Origin of the sequence: Pseudomonas sp. NPDC089408, from assembly GCF_044749445.1 — a bacterium.
Classification (GTDB): Bacteria; Pseudomonadota; Gammaproteobacteria; order Pseudomonadales; family Pseudomonadaceae; genus Aquipseudomonas.
This window is the reverse complement of sequence record NZ_JBIVHY010000005.1, coordinates 1-19,242: the sequence shown is the minus strand read 5'-3', so window position 1 is coordinate 19,242 and position 19,242 is coordinate 1. Positions and strand designations below refer to the sequence as shown.

The 19,242-nt window shown below is 64.7% G+C and carries 14 protein-coding genes and 1 pseudogene; 12 read left to right on the top strand and 3 right to left on the bottom strand.

Going from position 1 to position 19,242, the window contains the following annotated elements:
• The first annotated feature begins 10 nt into the window (after window positions 1–10).
• The 3 genes from ACIP02_RS10040 (at window position 11) to ACIP02_RS10030 (ending at window position 3,610) form a co-directional block, all read left to right on the top strand.
• Entirely contained in the window at window positions 11–1,321 is a 1,311-nt protein-coding gene (locus ACIP02_RS10040) for a citrate-proton symporter (protein WP_400615775.1), read from the top strand.
• Window positions 1,318–2,775 (top strand): amidase, encoded by a 1,458-nt coding sequence (locus ACIP02_RS10035; protein ID WP_400615772.1) that lies wholly within the window; start codon window positions 1,318–1,320, stop codon window positions 2,773–2,775. Before ACIP02_RS10040 ends, ACIP02_RS10035 begins: the two co-directional genes overlap by 4 nt.
• Before the next feature lie 64 nt (window positions 2,776–2,839).
• Window positions 2,840–3,610: an IclR family transcriptional regulator gene (locus tag ACIP02_RS10030; protein ID WP_400615769.1), complete on the top strand. Its 771-nt coding sequence runs from the start codon at window positions 2,840–2,842 to the stop codon at window positions 3,608–3,610.
• Window positions 3,611–3,730: 120 nt separating this feature from the next.
• Here ACIP02_RS10030 and ACIP02_RS10025 read toward each other — a convergent pair whose 3' ends face one another.
• Window positions 3,731–4,603: a helix-turn-helix domain-containing protein gene (locus ACIP02_RS10025; protein ID WP_400615766.1), complete on the bottom strand. Its 873-nt coding sequence runs from the start codon at window positions 4,601–4,603 to the stop codon at window positions 3,731–3,733.
• A 176-nt stretch (window positions 4,604–4,779) separates the two neighbouring features.
• Here ACIP02_RS10025 and ACIP02_RS10020 point away from each other — a divergent pair, with 176 nt between their 5' ends.
• From ACIP02_RS10020 to ACIP02_RS10000, 5 genes and pseudogenes are all read left to right on the top strand, one after another.
• On the top strand, window positions 4,780–5,607 hold the full coding sequence (locus tag ACIP02_RS10020; RefSeq protein ID WP_400615764.1) for an SDR family NAD(P)-dependent oxidoreductase: 828 nt from the start codon (window positions 4,780–4,782) through the stop codon (window positions 5,605–5,607).
• Complete coding sequence (locus tag ACIP02_RS10015) at window positions 5,604–7,322, top strand: FAD-dependent oxidoreductase (RefSeq protein WP_400615762.1); 1,719 nt, start codon at window positions 5,604–5,606, stop codon at window positions 7,320–7,322. The genes ACIP02_RS10020 and ACIP02_RS10015 overlap by 4 nt, the downstream gene beginning before the upstream one ends.
• Window positions 7,322–7,645: an NIPSNAP family protein gene (locus ACIP02_RS10010; protein ID WP_400615759.1), complete on the top strand. Its 324-nt coding sequence runs from the start codon at window positions 7,322–7,324 to the stop codon at window positions 7,643–7,645. Before ACIP02_RS10015 ends, ACIP02_RS10010 begins: the two co-directional genes overlap by 1 nt.
• Window positions 7,646–7,853: 208 nt before the next feature.
• Window positions 7,854–9,203 carry an MFS transporter gene (locus ACIP02_RS10005; RefSeq protein WP_400615757.1) on the top strand — a complete coding sequence of 450 codons (1,350 nt, stop codon included), beginning with the start codon at window positions 7,854–7,856 and terminating at the stop codon, window positions 9,201–9,203.
• Window positions 9,204–9,305: 102 nt separating this feature from the next.
• Window positions 9,306–11,365 (top strand): annotated as a pseudogene (locus ACIP02_RS10000) (TonB-dependent receptor).
• A 33-nt stretch (window positions 11,366–11,398) separates the two neighbouring features.
• Here the strand turns inward: ACIP02_RS10000 and ACIP02_RS09995 are convergent.
• Together ACIP02_RS09995 and ACIP02_RS09990 are read right to left on the bottom strand one after the other, a co-directional pair.
• The gene (locus tag ACIP02_RS09995) at window positions 11,399–12,310 is read right to left on the bottom strand and encodes a LysR substrate-binding domain-containing protein (protein WP_201204480.1); all 912 of its coding nucleotides are present in this window, start codon (window positions 12,308–12,310) and stop codon (window positions 11,399–11,401) included.
• A gap of 279 nt (window positions 12,311–12,589) precedes the next feature.
• Window positions 12,590–13,246 carry an HAD family hydrolase gene (locus ACIP02_RS09990; protein ID WP_400615754.1) on the bottom strand — a complete coding sequence of 219 codons (657 nt, stop codon included), beginning with the start codon at window positions 13,244–13,246 and terminating at the stop codon, window positions 12,590–12,592.
• 92 nt (window positions 13,247–13,338) lie between these two features.
• Here ACIP02_RS09990 and lexA point away from each other — a divergent pair, with 92 nt between their 5' ends.
• The 4 genes from lexA to ACIP02_RS09970 are packed head-to-tail and all read left to right on the top strand — an operon-like array spanning window position 13,339 to window position 19,078.
• Window positions 13,339–13,956, top strand: coding sequence for a transcriptional repressor LexA (gene lexA, locus ACIP02_RS09985; protein ID WP_400615752.1), 618 nt, complete (start codon window positions 13,339–13,341; stop codon window positions 13,954–13,956).
• Window positions 13,956–14,576: a translesion DNA synthesis-associated protein ImuA gene (gene imuA, locus ACIP02_RS09980; protein ID WP_400615749.1), complete on the top strand. Its 621-nt coding sequence runs from the start codon at window positions 13,956–13,958 to the stop codon at window positions 14,574–14,576. The genes lexA and imuA overlap by 1 nt, the downstream gene beginning before the upstream one ends.
• A gap of 6 nt (window positions 14,577–14,582) precedes the next feature.
• Window positions 14,583–16,001, top strand: a complete 1,419-nt coding sequence (locus tag ACIP02_RS09975) for a Y-family DNA polymerase (protein ID WP_400615747.1) — start codon at window positions 14,583–14,585, stop codon at window positions 15,999–16,001.
• Entirely contained in the window at window positions 15,998–19,078 is a 3,081-nt protein-coding gene (locus tag ACIP02_RS09970) for an error-prone DNA polymerase (protein WP_400615745.1), read from the top strand. The genes ACIP02_RS09975 and ACIP02_RS09970 overlap by 4 nt, the downstream gene beginning before the upstream one ends.
• Window positions 19,079–19,242 lie beyond the last annotated feature (164 nt).

Below are 19,242 nucleotides of genomic sequence, written 5' to 3'. Positions count from 1 at the left end.
AGTGTTCCCTATGCAGACTTCGAGTACTGGCATGTCGCGTACCCGGCAAGTGGTGGCTGCCGTTATCGGCAACGCCCTGGAGTGGTACGACTTTATCGTGTACGGCTTTCTGGCCAGCATCATCGCCCGGCAGTTCTTCCCGTCCGACGACGAATACGCCTCGCTGCTGATGGCCTTGGCCACCTTTGGCGTCGGTTTTTTCATGCGCCCTGTGGGCGGGGTGTTGTTGGGCATGTATTCCGACCGCAAGGGCCGGAAGGCGGCAATGCAGCTGATCATCCGCCTGATGACCGTGTCGATCGCCATGATCGCCTTTGCGCCGGACTACCTGGCCATTGGCATGGCTGCGCCGATGCTGATCGTGGTGGCGCGCATGCTGCAGGGCTTTGCCACCGGTGGCGAGTACGCCAGCGCCACGGCATTTCTGGTGGAGAGTGCGCCGGCCCACCGCAAGGGGCTGTACGGTTCGTGGCAACTGGTGGGGCAATGCCTGGCGGTGTTCTGCGGTGCGGCGATGGTGGCGCTGGTGACCCACCTGTGCTCGCCTGCGGCGCTGGACAGCTGGGGCTGGCGTATCCCGTTCGTGCTGGGCCTGCTGATCGGCCCGGTGGGGCTGTGGATTCGCAAGCACATGGAAGAACCCGAGGAGTTTGTCGAAGCACGCCGCCAGGCCAAAGGCCCTTCGCCGAGCCTGCTGCAGGTCCTGCGTGAACACCGGCGCAGCTTGTTGGTGTCGATGGGCCTGGCCTGTGGCGCGACGGTGTCGTTCTACGTGGTGCTGGTGAACATGCCGACCTTTGCCCACAAAAGCCTTGGCCTGCCGCTGGACCAGGTGCTGCTGGTGCAGATGCTTGCAGTGGGGCTGATGACCCTCGTGATTCCTTTGGCCGGTGCGTTGTCTGACCGGCTGGGGCGGCGCCCGGTGCTGATGGCTTTCACCCTGGCGTTCTTCGTGATGGTTTACCCGCTGTATGTGTGGGTGGCCGCTGCGCCTTCGCTGGAGCGCCTGTTGGTCATGCAGCTGCTGCTGTGCACGGCCATCGGCGGTTTCTTCGGCCCGGCACCTACCGCGCTGGCCGAGCAGTTCCCGGTCGAGGTACGTTCCACCGGGGTCTCGGTGGCCTACAACGTGGCGGTGATGGTATTCGGCGGCTTCGCCCCGTTGATCGTGACCTGGCTGACCAAGGTGCTCGGCACCCCGGTGGCGCCCTCGTTCTACGTGTTGTTCGCCTGCCTGCTGACGCTATTGGGTACCTATTGCCTGAAAGAAGCACCCCGGGCGGGCAAGCGTGCCGCCTTCCACCTTGGAGTAAAACCGTGAAGCCGCTAGCCATCGACCCCATCGTGGCCCTCGACGCCGAGGCGTTGTCCCAGGCCATCCATACCCGCCAGCTGTCCTGCCGGGAGGTGATGCAAGCCTACCTGGCGCACATCGAGCGCTGTAACCCGCAGGTCAATGCCCTGGTCTCGCTGCGCCCGGCCGACGTAATGCTGGCCGAAGCCGACGAACGCGACCGCGAACTGGCCCGGGGTCATTCACGCGGCTGGATGCATGGCATGCCCCAAGCGATCAAGGACCTGGCCGCCACTGCCGGGCTGCGCACCACCATGGGCTCGCCACTGTTTGCCGAACAGGTGCCTGAGCACGACGCGATCAGCGTGGCGCGGGTACGGGCGAGCGGGGCGCTGATCGTCGGCAAGAGCAATGTGCCCGAGTTCGGCCTGGGTTCGCAGACCTACAACAGCCTGTTCGGCACCACCAACAACGCCTACGACCCTGGCCGGGTGGCGGGTGGCAGCAGCGGCGGGGCGGCAGCGGCGCTGGCCATGCGCTTGCTGCCGGTGGCCGACGGCAGCGACATGATGGGCTCGCTGCGCAACCCGGCGGCGTTCAACAACGTGTTTGGCCTGCGCCCGTCGCAGGGGCGGGTGCCGCATGGGCCGGCACCGGAGCTGTTCGTGCAACAACTGGCCACCGAGGGGCCAATGGGCCGCAGTGTCACCGACGTGGCGCGGTTGCTGTCGATCCAGGCTGGCGTTGATGCGCGGGTGCCCTTGTCGATCAGCGAGGGGCGGCGCGATTTTGCCGCCGGGTTGCAGCGAGACTTGCGCGGCGTACGGGTCGGCTGGCTGGGTGACTACAACGGCTATCTGCCGATGGACGATGGGGTGATGAGCCTGTGCGAGGCTGCGCTGGCTGACTTTGCCGAGTTGGGCTGCCGGGTCGAGGCCTGCCAGCCGGCATTCGACCTGGCGCGCCTGTGGCAATGCTGGCTGACGCATCGCCACTTTCTGGTGCACGGCAACCTTGGCGCGGCTTATGCCGACCCAGGCAAGCGTGCATTGCTCAAGCCCGAAGCGCAGTGGGAGGTGCAGCGTGGCTTGCAGCTCGGCGCGGCCGCGCTCTACCAGGCCTCGCTGGACCGCAGCGACTGGTACCGCGCCTTGGCCGGCCTGTTCGAACGTTACGATTTCCTGCTGTTGCCGTCGGCCCAGGTGTTCCCTTTCGATGTACAGCAGGCTTGGCCGAAGGTGGTCGGGGGGCGGGCGATGGACACCTACCACCGCTGGATGGAGGTGGTGGTCGGGCCGACCCTGGCGGGCTTGCCGAGCATTAGCGTGCCGGTCGGTTTCAACGCTGCCGGGTTGCCCATGGGCCTGCAGATCATAGGCCCGGCCCAGGCTGACCATGCCGTGTTGCAACTGGCCTATGCGCATGAACAGCTCACCCGCTGGGTGCAGCGTTGTCCGCCACCCAGCCTGCAGGCGCCATAAGGCGCTGGCCAGGCGCGGTTCTTGCTGGCTATCCTGACCATCCCGCTACAAGGAGGTCACACCCATGGGCATCACGGCAGACAGTGGCGGCGTGCGTTCGGTGGAGCGGGCGCTGGCCATCGTCGACTTGCTGGGCGAACACCAGGCACTGGGCCTGGAAGAACTGCATTACCTGACGGTGTTGCCCAAGGCCACGGTGTCGCGCATGCTCGCCACCCTGCAGGTGCAGGGCTGGGTGTACCGTGGCCTGAGCGACCGGCGCTACCGGCTGTGCGCGCGGCGCCTGTATGGTGACCGCCACTTGCGCTTCAAGCGCCGCCTGGTAGAAAGCGCCGCACCGATGCTGCTGGACCTGAGCGAACGCACGGGGTTGGTGGTGGACCTGTCGTGTTTCGATGGCGAGCGGCTCGAAGTGATGGAAAGCGCCATTCCGCAGATACTGCGCAAGCGCTACCCGCATACCTGCCAGATTGTCGGGCATCATGCCAGCCTGTTCCATTCGGCCATGGGCCGGGCCTGCCTGGGTGAACTGGCGGTAGACGAGGTGCAGCGCCTGGCCAGCCATGAGCGGGTGGGTGATGACACGTTGCTGCGCGATATCGAGGAGGAAGCGCACAAGGGCTTTGGCCAGCGCACCGAAGGGCACTGGGAGTACCCGGTACGCCTGCCACACCTGATCCGCGCCATTGCCTTGCCGGTGCATGCCGAGGGGCGACTGGCCGGGAGCATTGCCTTGCACTGGCCGCTGGATCAGGCGCCGGTTGAGCGGGTGCTGAAGCTGCACCTGAGCAGCCTGGAGAGTACAGTAGGCGAGGTGCAGCGGGCTTTGGCCTGAGTCAGCCTGTACTGGCCTCTTCGCGGGTAAACCCGCTCCTACAACGGATTGCGTTGCCTGTGTAGGAGCGGGTTTACCCGCGAAGAGGCCAGTACAGGCTGGCACAATGCTTTACAGGTGTCATTGGCCCTCCCGAAATTCACTAGGGCTCACCCCCGCCTGCTTACGGAAAAACCGGCTGAAATACCCCACATCGACAAACCCCAGTTCATGGGCAATCTCTTTCACACTCAGGCTCGAGTGCCCCAGCATGCGCTTGGCCTCCAGCACCAGCCGGGCATTGATCACGTTCATTGGCGTCATGCCCAGGTGCTCCTGGCACAGCCGCCCCAGCGTCGTCAGGGTCATGCCCAGTTCGGCGGCGTACTGCGCCAGGGGCCAGTGCACGCGGTAGTGCATGTCGACCAGCTCACGAAACGCAGTCAGCTGCTGGCTGCGCCTTGACACCGGGCGCGGTTCAGCCTGGGGCAACTGTGGTTCATGGCGCAGCACCTGGATCACCAGCGTCAGCAACAGCGCCATGCTGCTGGCCACATGCTCGCGCGCGCGGTTGTGGTACTCCTCGCGCAGGGCACGGCACAGCGGCAGCAACGGGTCTTCGTCGGCTGGCCACTGTGGCAGGGCGATGACCTGCGGCTTGCGCAACTGCACCAGCAAGCCTGGGGCCAGCACTTGGGCAATGCTCTCCAGCGGGTGTTGGGCTGCCGTGATGACCAGGCCCTCAACCTGCCCGGCCCAATGAAAACCATGTACCACCTGCGCCGGCACATACACCACACAGGGCGCCTGCACCTGCAGCCGGTCGCTGTCGAACAGCACCTCGCCGCCACCACTTTGCAGGTACAGCAACTGCAGCAGGCCTTCGTGGCGGTGTGCGGCAATTTCCCAGTTGTGCGCGCCAGAGCGCTTGGAGATCTGCTCCACATGCAAGGCTGCGTGCCATACCGGCTGCGCGGTTTCACCGTACAGGGCGTAATTGGGGATCTTGTTCATGTTGTTGTCATTGTTCTGTTCGCAACGGGGCAACTGTGCCATAGCTGCAGGGCAGCATGAGGGCGCGGGGGAAAAATTGACGGGAATGTGGGGCGGGTTGCAGGTTTTGTCCATTCTGCCGGCGTACGCGCCGGCCCTAGGCTGTGTCCAGAACAAGCGACATTCTGGAGAGCAGCATGCACAACAACAAGATCCCCTCTCAGTGGCTGGGCCTGGATTCGGCCGTATGCGTGGTGACCGGCGCGGCCGGCGGCATTGGTGCGGCACTGGCCGCCGCCCTGGTCGAACAGCAGGCCCATGTGGTACTGCTGGACCGCGACCTGGACAAATGCCGCGAACTGGCGGCCACCCTCGGTGAATACAGTGCCGGCGTGGTCAGCGCCCTGGCCTGCGACATCGCCGAGCCGGCCAGCGTGGAGCAAGCCGCAGCCCAGGTACAGGCGCTGCACGGGCGCTGCGATGTGCTGGTCAACAATGCCAGTGTGCTGCGCCCCGGCGCGCTGGACACGCTGAGCCTGGAACTGTGGAACCAGGTGCTGGCGGTGAACCTCAGTGGCTACCTGCTGTGTGCCCAGGCCTTCGGCCGTTCGATGCTGGCCCGCGGCCAGGGGCGCATGGTGCACGTGGCCTCGATTGCCGCGCATTACCCGCAACCCAACAGCGGTGCCTACAGCGCGGCCAAGGCGGGTGTCAGCATGTTGTCGCGGCAACTTGCCGTGGAGTGGGGGCCACGCGGTGTACGCAGCAATGCGGTGTGCCCGGGCTTGATCCGCACGCCGTTGTCGGCGGCGTTCTATGCGGACCCCGAGGTGGAACGCCGGCGTAGCGCCATGACCGCCAACCAACGCATCGGTGAGCCGCAGGACATCGCCGAGGCCGTGCTGTTTTTGGCCAGCCGCCGTGCCGACTACATCAATGGCGCCGAGCTGACGGTGGATGGCGGGCTGGAGAGCATGCCCATGGCATTGATACCACGCCCGGGGTTCGAGGGGGCCGGCCAATGAATACGCGCAATTGCGACGTGCTGGTGATTGGTGCGGGTGCTGGTGGCCTGGCAACAGCGATCACGGCAAAAAAGCTTGGCCTGGAGGTGGTCGTCATCGAAAAGGACGATTGCTTCGGTGGCACCACGGCGTTCTCCGGCGGGGTACTGTGGGTGCCAGGCACCCGGCACGGCAGCAATGACAGCCACGCTGCTGCCATGACTTACCTGCGCAATGAAACCGGTGCCTGCTTTGATGCAGAAGGTGTCGAGGCATTCTTGCGCCATGCGCCGCAGATGGTCGAGTTTTTCGAGCGCGAGACAGCGGTGAAGTTCGTGCCCACGCTGTACCCCGACTATCATCCGCACATTGAGGGTGGCGTTGACGTTGGCCGTTCGATCCTGGCGGCGCCTTACGATATTCGCGGCCTGGGCCCGGACATGGCACGCCTGCGCCCGCCGCTGAAAACCATCACCTTCATCGGCATGATGTTCAATTCATCGAATGCCGACCTCAAGCACTTCTTCACTGTCACCCGTTCGCTGACCTCGTTCGTCTACGTGGCCAAGCGCCTGATGACCCATTTGAAGGAGCTAGCCTTATACCGGCGTGGCACCCAGGTGACCAGCGGCAATGCGCTGGCAGCGCGGCTGGTGCGCTCGGCGCTGGACCTGGGCATACCGATCCTTACCGGTACCCCGGCGCGGCAGTTGCTGCACGAAGAGGGGCGGGTGGTGGGTGCACTGGCCGGGCAGGCCGACAGCGAACTGCGCATCCAGGCCCGGCGTGGGGTGGTGCTGGCCTGTGGTGGTTTCTCTCATGACCTGCAACGGCTGCGCCAGGCCTACCCGCATGTGCGGCGTGGCGGCGAGCACTTTTCGCCTGTGCCGGCGGGCAACACCGGCGATGGCGCGCGAATGGCCGAGGCGCTGGGGGCCAAGGTGGATATCCGCTTGCAGGCCGCCGCCGCGTGGATGCCGGTGTCGAAGGTGCCGGTGGCTGGCGCACGCTTCATCGCCTTTCCGCATTTGCTCGACCGTTACAAACCCGGCGTGATCGGCGTACTGCGTTCGGGCCGACGCTTTACCAACGAGTCGAACTCCTATCATGACGTGGGTGCGGCGCTGATCGAGGCTTGTGCCGGGCAGGCGGAAACCGCCATGTGGCTGGTGTGCGACCGCCGCACCCTGGCCAAGTACGGCCTGGGCTTTGCCAAGCCTGCGCCGATGCCGCTGGGGCCATTGCTGCGTAACGGCTACCTGCTCAAGGGCCAGACCCTGGCCGAGTTGGCTGCCAAGGCCGGGATTGATGCACAAGGGTTGGAGCAGGCCGTGCGCGAGTACAACCTGGGTGCGGTGCAGGGCGAAGACCGCCAGTTCGGCCGTGGCAGCACCACCTTCAACCGCTACCTGGCCGACCCGCAGCAGCGGCCCAACCCCTGTGTGGCGCCCGTGGGCGAGGGGCCGTACTTTGCCGTGAAGGTGATCATGGGCGATCTGGGCACTTTCGACGGGCTGCGTACCAGCGTGGTCGGCGAAGTGCTGACGGCTGATGGCCAGGCCATCCACGGCCTGTATGCGGTGGGCAACGACCGCGCCAGCATCATGGGTGGCAACTACCCGGGTGCCGGCATCACCTTGGGGCCGATCATGACCTTCGGCTACATCACCGGGCGCCATCTGGCCGGTGTCGAGCAAGGGCTTGCAACAGCAGGCAATGCGCGGGAGGTGGCGTGATGGACAAGCCCGTGGTCGATCACCGTATCTACACCATCCGCCCGCGCTGCATGGCGGCCTTTCTCGAAGCCTTCGACCAGTTGGCCATGCCGATCCTGCTGCGCCACCTTGGCGCGCCACTGGCGTTCTACACCAGCAGCATCGGGCCGCTGAACCAAGTGGTGCACCTATGGGGTTACGAAAGCCTCGATGACTTCGAAAAGCGCAGTGCAGCGCGGGACGCCGACCCGGACTTTGCCGCGTACCTGGACGCTACCCGCGACTTGGTGGTGGCGCAGGAGACGCGGATCATCAGGCCTGTGCGCTTACCCAGCCTGGCCTGAGGCGCGGTCTTTGTAGGAGATCGCCCAGCCCTTTGGGCTGCGCTGTCGCGCAGGGAAATGAGTTCGCAAGCGGTCCGCATACCCTGTTGGAGCGGCTTTAGCCGCGAAGAATCCAACGCGATGCATGGCACCGGCTGCGCCGGTGTTCGCGGCTAAAGCCGCTCCTACGGCAGCAGCACCTTCATAAAAACAACAACAGGTGATACCCATGAACAACACGCTCGACGTGCGCCAACTGATCGACCAGCAACCCATCGGCCGTTACCAGAAATGGGTGGTGTTCCTTGGCTTCCTGATCATTGCCCTCGATGGCCTGGACGTCGCCATCATCGGCTTCATTGCCCCGCAACTGAAAAGTGACTGGAACCTGGGTGCGCAAAGCCTGGGGCCGGTGCTGAGCGCTGCGCTGATCGGCCTGGCCCTCGGCGCGCTGATCGCCGGCCCCCTGGCTGACCGCTATGGGCGCAAGGCGGTGTTGCTGTGCAGCGTGCTGCTGTTCGGCATTTTTACCCTGGCCTCGGCCTTTTCCCCTGACCTGGAAACCCTGGTCGCGTTGCGCTTTCTCACCGGGCTGGGCCTGGGCGCGGCCATGCCCAATGCCAGCACGCTGGTCAGCGAATATGCCCCGGCGCGCAGCCGCTCGCTGCTGATCACCCTGGCCTTTTGCGGGTTCTCACTCGGTGCGGCGCTGGGTGGCTTCGTCAGCGCCTGGATGATCCCCAACCTGGGCTGGCGCAGTGTCCTGGCGCTGGGCGGGGTGTTGCCGCTGCTGGTCTTGCCGCTGCTGTACTGGCGCCTGCCGGAATCAGTAACCTTCCTGGTCAGCAAAGGCGCGAGCCGCCAGCGCATCCTGGCCATTGTCCGCCATCTGGCCCCAGAGCAGGTCAACGTCGACACAGCCTTTGTGGTCCCCGGCAAAACCCAGGCATCGGCAGGCGCGATCGCCACCATCCTCTCGCCGCGCTACCGCTTCGGTACCTGCATGCTTTGGGCCGGCTATGTGCTGGCGTTGTTCTTGGTGTACCTGTTCAGCGGCTGGCTGCCCACACTGGTGAAGGAGGGCGGCGGGTTTTCGGTGTCGCAAGCGGCCATTGTCACTGCCTGCTTCCAGATCGGCGGGCCAGTCGGGGCGATTTCAGTGGGCTGGGCCATGGACCGCTGCAACCCGCAGCGCGTGCTGATGCTGACGTTTCTGTTCAGCGGCGCGGTCATCTTCACCATCGGCCAGGTGGCCGGGGATTTTGCCTGGTTGTGCGCCATCGCCTGCGCCGTGGGTTTTGGCCTGAATGGGGCGAGCGTGGGCATGAATGCATTGGCGGCGGCCTTTTACCCGACTGAAGCACGGGCAACCGGTGCCAGCTGGATGAGTGGCATCGGGCGTATCGGCGCCGTGCTCAGTGCCTTTGCCGGGGCGCAGATGCTGGCGCTGGGCTGGAGCTTTGCACAGGTGTTTGCGTCGTTGTTGATCCCGGCCGGGCTGGCGGCGTTGGCGGTGCTGCTGCAAGGATGGCACGCGGGCAGGGCTTCGCCTGTCACAAATGCGATAAATTATCAATAGTATTTACTTCCCATTATCTTTGCCCCAAACTTCGCTGCGCCAGCGCCGAAGTGCGCGCGTGCAGACGGCAATAACAAAAGCAATCAGTCGAAGGAACGGGGCGTGGACGTCAAGAAAAGTACATTGGCGCTGGCGGTGGGCTCTGCCCTGAGCCTGGCCAACAATGCCTGGGCAGCGGCGCCGGTGGCGCCGGTGGAGCTGGAACAGATCACCGTCACCGGTGAAAAGATCAACCGCACCCTGCAGCAGACCCAGTCGAGCGTGGTGGTGGTCACCGAAAAGCAACTGCGCGAGAAAGAAGACCACAACCTGGTCGACGTGTTTGCCCGCACGCCGGGGGTGTACAACCAGTCTGGCAATGAAAATTGGGGGGTTCGCGGCGTACCGGTATCCGGTTTCGATGACCAGGGCCCGGCCACCCTCAATGGCGCAGTGTCGGTATTCGTCGACGGCGCCGTACAGCCCAACCGCGCCCTTACCTTGAGCCCCATGCAGCTATGGGACACCGAGCAGGTCGAGGTCTTCCTCGGCCCGCAGTCCACCACCCAGGGGCGCAACTCGCTGGCCGGTGCGGTGGTGATCCAGACCCGTAACCCAACCTTCGACCCAAGCTTTTCTGCCCAGACCAACATGGGCAACGATGGCGAGCGCGGGGCGGCAGTGGCCGGTGGCGGGGCACTGGTCGACAACAAAATAGCCGGCCGCATTGCCGTTGACTACCAGGAAGGCGATGGCTACATCGACAACACTACCCTGCACGACGATGCCAACCCCACCCGTACCGCCAACGCCCGTGGCAAGTTGCTGATCCTGCCCAGCGACGACCTCGATATCCTGCTGACCTATGCCCACGGTGAAAGCCGCAAGGGCGATAACACGGTGATGCGCGAGAACGGCAAGGTCCGCTATTACAAGATGACCTCCAACACCAAGGCGTTCGACATGCTGGAACAGGACACCGTCAGCGCCAAGGTCGACTACCGCCTTGACGATTACTGGTCGCTGACCAGCCTGACGGCCAACGCCCGCTCGGACTACGACGCTCGCCTGGACTTCGACCAGTCGGCTGATGCCAACGATGTGGTGTTGCGCAAGCAGGAGGGCAACCTGTTCAGCCAGGAGCTGCGCCTGAACTATAACGGCGATACCGTTAAGAGCTTTGTCGGTGCCTACTATGGCCACAACACCAACGATTTCCATGACCGCCTGTTGTTCGACAATGAGCTGTTCGGCGTCGCCAAAGGCGACACCACGATTGAAAACCAGGCGCTGTTCGGTGAAATCAACTGGACTTTCGCACCGCGCTGGACACTGATCACCGGCCTGCGCTACGACCACGAAACCAACGATACCGACATCGACCAGGACGACTTCTCCAGCCCCGGCAAGGTCATAAGTCGTTCAATGCCGTATTGCCCAAGCTTGGCCTCGATTACCAGTTTGCCGAGGGGCAGTACCTGGGCTTCATGGTGCAGAAGGGCTATCGCGGCGGCGGCGTGAACATGCGTGCCGGTGGCGGGCACGAAGCCTATGACCCGGAATACACCACCAACTACGAGTTGTCCTACCGCGGCTCGTTCTACGACGATACATTGCGCACCCGGGCCAACCTGTACTACACCGACTGGAAGGACCAGCAGGTCAGCGTGCTGGACCCGAATACCGAGTTTGTCCATGTGTTCAACGCCGGTAGCAGTGATATCAAGGGCCTGGAAGTGTCGGTCGAGAAAGACTTCGGCGAACAGTTGACGCTCAATGCCGCCGCTTCGGTTACCGACGGCAAGTACAAGGACTTTGTGACCGGCGATGGCCGTGACATGAGCGGCGAAGCCTTCCTTTACTCGCCCAAGTACAAGATGTCGTTGGGCGCAACCTACCGCTGGAACGAGCGCCTGATCCTTAACACCGACCTCGTCTACCAGAGCACTTCGCCTTCGGAATATGAGTTCAATGGCGCCGGTCAGGTCACTGACGAGCGCCGTAGTGACAATTACTGGCTGGTCAACTTCAACGCCGAGTACAAGCTCACCCGTAATATCGCCGTGTCCGGTTTTGTGAAGAACGCCTTCGACAAGGAATACATCACCAACAACCGCAGCGGCGACATCCTGGATGTGGGCGCGCCGCGTACCGTGGGCCTGGCCTTGCGTTACGACCTTTAAGCCGACCGAGCCTGCGCCGGCTCCGGCGCAGGCTCAATTGTCGCGGCTGTACATCCGGCATTCTGCCAGCAGCGCCAGCAAGTTGGGCTCGCGCTCCCGCGCCTTCAGGAACACTACGCCAATGTGCTGCTGCAGGCGGTATTGCGGCTTCAGGGCAATCAACCTGACGCGGTTCTCGTACACTGCGGCAATGCGCCCGGGCAACAGGGCAAAGCCCACCCCCGAACTGACCATGCTCAGCAGGGTGAAGATGTCGTTCACCTGCATGGCCACCTTCGGCTCGAAGCCGGCCTGCTGGAACACCCGGGCGCCATCGCGGTGGGTGGCAAAGCCCTGGGTCAGGGTAATGAAGGTGGAATCGGCGAGGTCGGCCAGGTCCACTTCGGCCTGTTCGGCAAAGGGCGAGTCGGTGGGCACGGCGAGGAAGATGTCGTCTGAGAACAGCGGCAGTTGTTCACAGGCCGGGTCGCTGACGCTTTCGTCGAGGGAGACGAGAACGGCTTCCAGTTCGTGGTTTTTCAGGCGCTGCAGCAGGTCGACGTTGGAGCCCAGGGTCAGGTCGATGTTCAGTTCGCTGCGCCGCAGCTTCAGGCCCATGACCAGCTTGGGCACGGTTTTCACCGTCAGCGAGTAGAGCGCGCCCAGGCGGAAACGCTCGGCATAGAAACCGGCGGCTTCGCGGGTCTGGCGCACCATCTGTTCAGCGTCCTGGATCAACTGTCGGGCTTTCTTTTCCAGTACGTAGGCACTTTCCAGCGGGATCAGCTGGCGGCCTTCGTGCTTGAACAGCGGGCAGCGCAGGGCGCTTTCCAGTGAGTGAATGGCGCGGTGTACGCTGACTGCGCTGGTGGACAGCTCGGCGGCGGCGCGGCCGAGGTTGCCGGTACGCATGAAGGCGAGGAAGGTTTCCAGCTTTTTGAGGGTCAGTTCTTCGTCGATCAGCATGGGGGCCTTGGGTGTATGGCTTGGGGTTTGTGAGGGTATTGAGATCGAGCGCCGCCCGCGCGGCGCTTCGCGGCACAAGGCCGCTCCCACATCTGTTTCGGGCCAGTCACTCCTGTGACATTTTCGCGGCCCCCTCGTGCATGACGCGATATCGAGTCGAACAAACAAGGCGGACAGCGGTAGCCCCACAGGATAGATTGGCCCGAAACAGATGTGGGAGCGCCCTTGTGCCGCGAAGCGCCGCGCGGGCGGCGCTCGATCTCAAACTCACCACATTCCTCAAGCCATACGCTCGATCAACCCCCACAATTCAGGATCATCAAAATCAGCTATCACCAACCCGGCCCCCGCCGCCAGCAACCGCTCCGGTGTCTGCGTGGTGGCCACGCCCACGGTAAAGATCCCTGCACCACTGGCCGCCGCCACTCCCGGCAACGAATCCTCGAACGCCAGCGCCTGCCCGGCCTCGACGCCCAGTAACTGCAGCCCGGTGAGGTAGGGCAGCGGGTCCGGCTTGGGGCGCGCCAGTTCTTCGGCCACCAACACATGTTCGAACTGCTGGCCAAGGCCCATGGCGTTAAGCATGTGCTCGGCGTTCAGCCGCGGTGCGTTGGTGACCACGCACATGCCGATATCACGCTGCCGGGCATGTTCCAGCAGGCGCAACAGGCCCGGCATGGGTTCCAGCGACGGCGACATTTCACGGAACAAGGCTTCCTTGCGATCAGCCAGCGCCTGGCACTGTTCGTTGCTGGCACCGGCAAACAGTTCGGCGAACAACTCGCCATTGGCGCGGCCACTGACCTGGGCGTCGAATTGCGCCTGGCTCAGTTCGCGGCCGTCGTGATCACGCAGCAGTTGGCGAAAAGCCTGCAGGTGCAGGGTGTCTGTGTCGGTAAGGGTTCCGTCAAGGTCGAACAGCAGGGCGGTCAGCATGGGATATCCAGATCAAGAAAACACAAGCCAAGGGATCATAACCAAAGCCGACGACAAAGGGGGCTGTTCAGCGTGCGCCAAAGAGAGTACAAATGTGCTCCATGGACAATCTTACCCCCAAACGCCGCGCGATTTTCGAATTCATCCGCGAGCGCATTGCCGACCATGGCCAGCCACCGAGCCTGGCCGATATCGCCACGCGCTTCGGTTTCGCCTCGCGCAGCGTCGCGCGCAAGCACATTACCGCCCTGTGCCAGGCCGGCTATATCGATGTCACGCCCAATCAGGCGCGGGGCATTCGCCTGGCCGAGCAGCTGCGCCGACCGGAAATCCTTGAAGTGCCCGTGCTGGGCCAGGTGGCGGCGGGTGCCCCCATCGGCCCGGACCTCGATATTCACGAACAGTTGCTGCTTGACCCCAGCCTGTTCCGCCGTACCCCCGACTACCTGCTGAAGGTGCGTGGCGATTCGATGATCGATGACGGCATCTTCGACGGTGACCTGGTCGGCATCCTGCAACAGGCCGACGCCCGCGACGGGCAGATCGTGGTTGCGCGCCTGGACGGCGAAGTCACCATCAAGCGCCTGCAACGCCAGGGCAAGCAGTACCGGCTGTTGCCGCGCAACCCGGCCTATGCGCCCATCGATGTGCAGCCAGGGCAGGCGTTCTTCATCGAAGGCGTGTTCTGTGGCTTGCTGAGGCGCGACTGATGGGCGCGGTGGTCGACCTTGACCGGCTGCTCGACCAGCGCCGGGTATGGCGTGGCCGGCAGGCCCCGGCGCGGCCACTCGGCTTGCAGCCGACCGGCCATGCGGCCCTTGACGAGCGCTTGCCGGAAGGCGGTTGGCCGGCGGCAGCACTGAGCGAACTGTTGCTGGCCAGCCCGGGTTGTGGCGAATTGCAATTGCTATGGCCAACCCTGGCGCGGCTGAGTGCCGAAGCCAGCCGCATCGTCCTGGTGGCACCGCCCTTCATTCCGTATGCACCGGCCTGGCAGGCCGCAGGCGTGGACCTGCGCTGGCTGGTGCAGGTAGACGCCGAACCTGCCGATGCCCTGTGGGCCGCCGAACAGTGCCTGCGCTCGGGCAGTTGCGCGGCGGTGCTGTGCTGGCCGGAGCGTGCCGATGACCGCGCCCTGCGGCGCTTGCAGGTGGCCGCCGAAACCGGCCAGGCGCTGGCCTTTGCCTGCCGGCCGCAGCAGGCGGCGCACAACCCTTCACCGGCAGCACTGCGCATTGCCGTCGATACTCACCCGGCACAATGGCGCGTGCTGAAAAGCCGCGGCGGCATGCCGCCGGCGCTGCCCATTGCCTGCCCGGGGCGGGGCTGATGCACCATGCTTTGGGCCTGCATTCTGCTGCCGCAGCTGGCGCTGGACACCGTCCTGCGTGAGCGCGACGACCCCGATACACCCCTTGCACTGATTGGCGGGCCAACCCAGCGGCGCGTGTTGCAAGCCGTAAACCCGGCCGCAGCGGCGCTTGGCCTGCGGGCCGGGCAGACGCTGACCGCAGCGCGTGCCCTGGCGGATGGCTTTACCTGCGTCGAAGCAGACGCCAAGCGCATAGACCAGGTGCAGCAATTACTGGCAGCCTGGGCCTACCGCTTCAGTGCCCAGGTCAGCCTGCATTACCCACGGGCGCTGCTGCTGGAAGTGGGTTCGAGCCTGCAATTGTTTGGCCCATGGCCGTTGTTCGAGGCACGTTTGCGCCAGGAACTGGCGGAACTGGGCCTGCGTCAACGCATAGTCCTGGCCAGCAACCCGGTGGCGGCACGCATGCTCGCCAATGCCCATGATGGCCTGGCCGTGAGCGATGCCGATGCCACCCGTGCTGCGCTGCTGGGTATGCCCATCAGCCGTGTCGGCCTGCCCGCAGAGGCTGCCGAAGCCTTTGCCCGCATGGGCCTGCTCCAGCTGAGCCAGGTGCTGGCCTTGCCCCGCGACACCCTGGCCAGGCGCTTTCCCTTGCAGGTTCAGTTGCACCTGGACCAGTTGCTCGGCCTGCGCAACCTGGGGCTGGACTTCTACCAGCCACCGGACCGTTTCGAGGCCCGGTTGGAACTTAATTTTGACGTCGAGTCGCACCAGGCACTGCTGTTCCCGTTGCGGCGCATGCTCAACGACCTGGCCGCCTTCCTTGCCGGGCGCGACTGTGGCGTGCAGCGTTTCTGCCTTCACCTGGAGCACGTCGAGGGGCCAGACACTGTGCTTCAGGTAGGCCTGCTGGCGGCCGAGCGCGATGCCGCAATGTTGTTCGAGCTGGCCCGTGGGCGGCTGGAGCCGCTACGCATTCCGGCTCCGGTACGCAACCTGCGGTTGGTTGCCGAAGACTTGCCAGCCTTCGTGCCGCAGCACCAGGCGTTGTTCGACCCGCGCGCGCAACAGGCGCAACCCTGGGCGCAATTGCGTGAGCGGCTGCGTGCGCGCCTGGGTGATGACGCCGTGAAGGGGCTGAGCGCGGCCGCCGATCACCGCCCCGAATGCGCCTGGCAGCTGGCCGAGCAGGGCGCCCAAGGCAGCATGCCGGTTGCCCCGGGTAGCCGCCCCGGCTGGCTGCTGCCGGCCCCGGTGGCGCTGGAGGACAGTGCCTACCAGGTGCAAACCCAAGCCGAACGCATCGAGTCGGGCTGGTGGGATGGCGGTGATGTACGCCGCGACTACTACCGTATTCAAACCCGAGACGGCCTGCGTGGCTGGGCCTACCGCGACCTGAGCCAGGCCGGCCCGCTGTGGCTGCAAGGCTGGTTTGCATGAACGGCCCGGGTTATGCCGAGCTGCATTGCCTGTCCAACTTCAGCTTCCAGCGTGGTGCATCGAGCGCCGACGAACTGTTCCGGCGTGCGCACGAGCAGGGTTATCAGGCCCTGGCGATCACTGACGAATGCACCTTGGCCGGAGTCGTGCGTGCGTGGCAGGCTGCCAGGCAGCATCAGCTGCGGCTGATCGTTGGCAGCGAAGTGCAGTTGCACGATGGCCCAAAGCTGGTGCTGCTGGCAGAGAACCTGGCCGGCTACCAGAACCTCTGCGCGCTGATCACCCGTGCCCGGCGGCGGGCAGAAAAGGGTGACTACCGGCTGTTTCGTGATGACTTGCAGCTTCACCACCAAGGGCTGCTGGCCTTGTGGGTGGCAGAAGACAGCAGCGATACAGCCACCGGCGAGTGGTTGCGCAGTGTGTTCGCTGAACGCCTGTGGCTGGCCGTTCACCTGCACCGGGGCAGTGACGATGCCCGGCGCCTGCAACGCTTGCAAGCGCTGGCGGTGGCCCTGGGCATCCGCGCCGTGGCCTGTGGCGATGTGCACATGCACGTGCGTGGCCGGCGTGCCTTGCAGGACTGCATGACTGCTATCCGCCAGCATTGCCAGGTGACTCAAGCCGGGCGCTTTCTGTTTGCCAACGGCGAGCGCCACCTGCGCAGCCAGGCGCAACTGGCCGAGCTTTATCCGCCCGACCTGCTAGCCGAGACCCTGGCCATTGCCGAGCGCTGCCAGTTTGACCTGAGCGAGCTGAACTACCAGTATCCACGCGAACTGGTACCCGAGGGCCATACACCGGCAAGTTGGCTGCGTAACCTGTGCGAGCAGGGCTTGCCATTGCGCTGGCCGGGCGGGCCGAGTGACAAGGTGCGGGAAGTGCTGGCCAAGGAGCTGGCGCTGATCGAAGAGCTGGGTTACGAAAGCTACTTCCTGACTGTGCATGACATTGTCGCCTTCGCCCGCAGCCAGCGCATTCTGTGCCAGGGCCGTGGCTCGGCGGCCAACTCGGTGGTGTGTTTCGTGCTGGGCATCACCGAACTCGACCCCATGGAGCACCGCTTGCTGTTCGAGCGTTTCCTCTCACGCGAGCGCAACGAGCCGCCCGATATCGACGTGGACTTCGAGCACGACCGGCGCGAAGAAGTGATCCAATACGTGTTCCGCCGATATGGTCGACATCGTGCGGCGCTCACCGCAGTGGTCAATACCTACCATGCTGCCGGTGCAGTGCGCGATGTGGCGCGTGTGCTGGGTTTGCCGATGGACCAGGTAGATGCCCTGGCCAAATGCTGTGGCCGCTGGAGCGACCGCATTCCTGATGACCAGCGCCTGGCCGAAGCCGGTTTCGAAGCAGGCAGCCCATCGCTGCGACGGGTGCTGGTGCTGGCCGGGGAACTTATCGGTTTCCCTCGGCACCTGTCGCAACACCCGGGTGGTTTCGTCATTTCGCAGCAACCGCTCGACCAGTTGGTGCCGGTGGAAAATGCCGCCATGGCCGAGCGCACGGTAATCCAGTGGGACAAGGACGACCTGGACATGGTCGGCCTGCTCAAGGTCGACGTGCTGGCGCTGGGCATGCTCAGCGCCTTGCGCCGTTGCTTCGACCTGTTGCAGTACCACCGTGGCCGGCAGTTGACCCTGGCGACCATTCCCAGTGAAGACCCGGCCACCTACGCGATGATCAGCCGCGCCGAGACCATGGGCGTATTCCAGATCGAGTCGCGCGCGCAAATGGCCATGTTGCCCCGGCTGCGGCCCAACACGTTCTACGACCTGGTGATCGAGGTGGCCATCGTTCGCCCCGGGCCGATACAGGGCGACATGGTCCACCCTTACCTGCGCAGACGCCTGAAGCAGGAGCCTGTGACCTACCCTTCAGAGCAGCTCAAGGAAGTATTCGAGCGTACATTGGGGGTGCCGCTATTTCAGGAGCAGGTGATGGAATTGGCCATGGTTGCCGCCGACTATAGCCCAGGCGAGGCGGACCAGTTGCGCCGCAACATGGCCGCCTGGAAGCGCCATGGTGGCCTGGAGCCGCACCGCGAGCGGCTGGTGCAGGGCATGTTGCGCAATGGCTACGAGCTGGCCTTTGCCGAACGTATCTTCGAGCAGATCAAGGGCTTTGGCAGTTATGGCTTCCCGGAGTCTCACGCCGCCAGCTTCGCCTTGCTGTGTTATGCCAGCAGTTGGTTGAAGTGCCATGAACCGGCAATCTTCACCTGCGCGCTGGTCAACAGCTGGCCCATGGGTTTCTACAGCCCGGACCAGTTGCTGCAGGAGGCACGCCGCCAAGGCATTGAAGTACGGCCGGTAGATGTCTGCCACAGCGAATGGGACTGCACCCTCGAGCCTGATGCGCAGGGCATATTGGCCATTCGCATGGGCTTGCGCCTGGTACGCGGCCTGGCCGAAGCCGATGCCCGGCGCCTGCAGCAGGCGAGGGCGCAGCGGCCGTGGCGCGACGTCGAAGACCTGTGCCTGCGCGCGGGGCTCGACACACGCGCCCGTGCCTGCTTGGCAGATGCTGGCGCGCTGCGCGCCTTGGCCAGCGACCGGCATCAGGCCCGCTGGCAGGTGGCGGCGGTGCAGGCGCAACTGCCGCTGTTTGCCGATGTGCAAACCTTGCCTGAAGTGGCCGTGGCACTGCCGGTGCCGACCGTAGGTGAGGACCTGGTGGCCGATTACCAGACCTTGGGAACCACCTTGGGGCCGCATCCGTTGGCCGTGTTGCGCTCACGCCTGCGGGCGCTGGGTTGCCGCAGTTCGGCCGAGCTGCACGGTGTCGAGCACGGCGACAGCATTGCCATCGCCGGGCTGGTGGTGGGGCGGCAGCGGCCACAGACCGCCAGCGGGGTGACCTTTGTGACCCTGGAGGACGAACACGGCATGGTCAACGTGGTGGTGTGGCGCGAGCTTGCCGAGCGGCAAAGGCGGGCGCTGGTGGGCTCGCGGTTGCTCAAGGTCAGTGGGCGGCTGGAGCAGGAAAATGGCGTGCGGCACCTGATTGCGCGGCGGTTGGAAGATGTGAGCCCGCTGTTGCAGGGGCTGGATGTGCGTAGCAGGGATTTCCACTAACCAAGAGCACAAGTCTTGCGAGGGCCCTATGGCAACTGTCTTTCAAATCTATCCTGACCAGCACGGGCCCTTGTAGGAGCGGGGGGGGGGGGGGGGGGGGGGGGGGGGGGGGGGGGGGGGGGGGGGGGGGGGGGGGGGGGGGGGGGGGGGGGGGGGGGGGGGGG

Excerpts from the sequence above, each read along its gene's own strand:
- ACIP02_RS10040 (WP_400615775.1), top strand. The coding sequence starts at position 11 with ATGCAGACTTCGAGTACTGGCATGTCGCGTACCCGGCAAGTGGTGGCT.
- ACIP02_RS09995 (WP_201204480.1), bottom strand. The coding sequence starts at position 12,310 with ATGCTGATCGACGAAGAACTGACCCTCAAAAAGCTGGAAACCTTCCTC.
- ACIP02_RS10020 (WP_400615764.1), top strand. The coding sequence starts at position 4,780 with ATGCACAACAACAAGATCCCCTCTCAGTGGCTGGGCCTGGATTCGGCC.
- imuA (WP_400615749.1), top strand. The coding sequence starts at position 13,956 with ATGGGCGCGGTGGTCGACCTTGACCGGCTGCTCGACCAGCGCCGGGTA.
- ACIP02_RS10030 (WP_400615769.1), top strand. The coding sequence starts at position 2,840 with ATGGGCATCACGGCAGACAGTGGCGGCGTGCGTTCGGTGGAGCGGGCG.
- ACIP02_RS09970 (WP_400615745.1), top strand. The coding sequence starts at position 15,998 with ATGAACGGCCCGGGTTATGCCGAGCTGCATTGCCTGTCCAACTTCAGC.
- ACIP02_RS09975 (WP_400615747.1), top strand. The coding sequence starts at position 14,583 with ATGCTTTGGGCCTGCATTCTGCTGCCGCAGCTGGCGCTGGACACCGTC.
- lexA (WP_400615752.1), top strand. The coding sequence starts at position 13,339 with ATGTGCTCCATGGACAATCTTACCCCCAAACGCCGCGCGATTTTCGAA.
- ACIP02_RS10010 (WP_400615759.1), top strand. The coding sequence starts at position 7,322 with ATGGACAAGCCCGTGGTCGATCACCGTATCTACACCATCCGCCCGCGC.
- ACIP02_RS10025 (WP_400615766.1), bottom strand. The coding sequence starts at position 4,603 with ATGAACAAGATCCCCAATTACGCCCTGTACGGTGAAACCGCGCAGCCG.
- ACIP02_RS10005 (WP_400615757.1), top strand. The coding sequence starts at position 7,854 with ATGAACAACACGCTCGACGTGCGCCAACTGATCGACCAGCAACCCATC.
- ACIP02_RS09990 (WP_400615754.1), bottom strand. The coding sequence starts at position 13,246 with ATGCTGACCGCCCTGCTGTTCGACCTTGACGGAACCCTTACCGACACA.
- ACIP02_RS10015 (WP_400615762.1), top strand. The coding sequence starts at position 5,604 with ATGAATACGCGCAATTGCGACGTGCTGGTGATTGGTGCGGGTGCTGGT.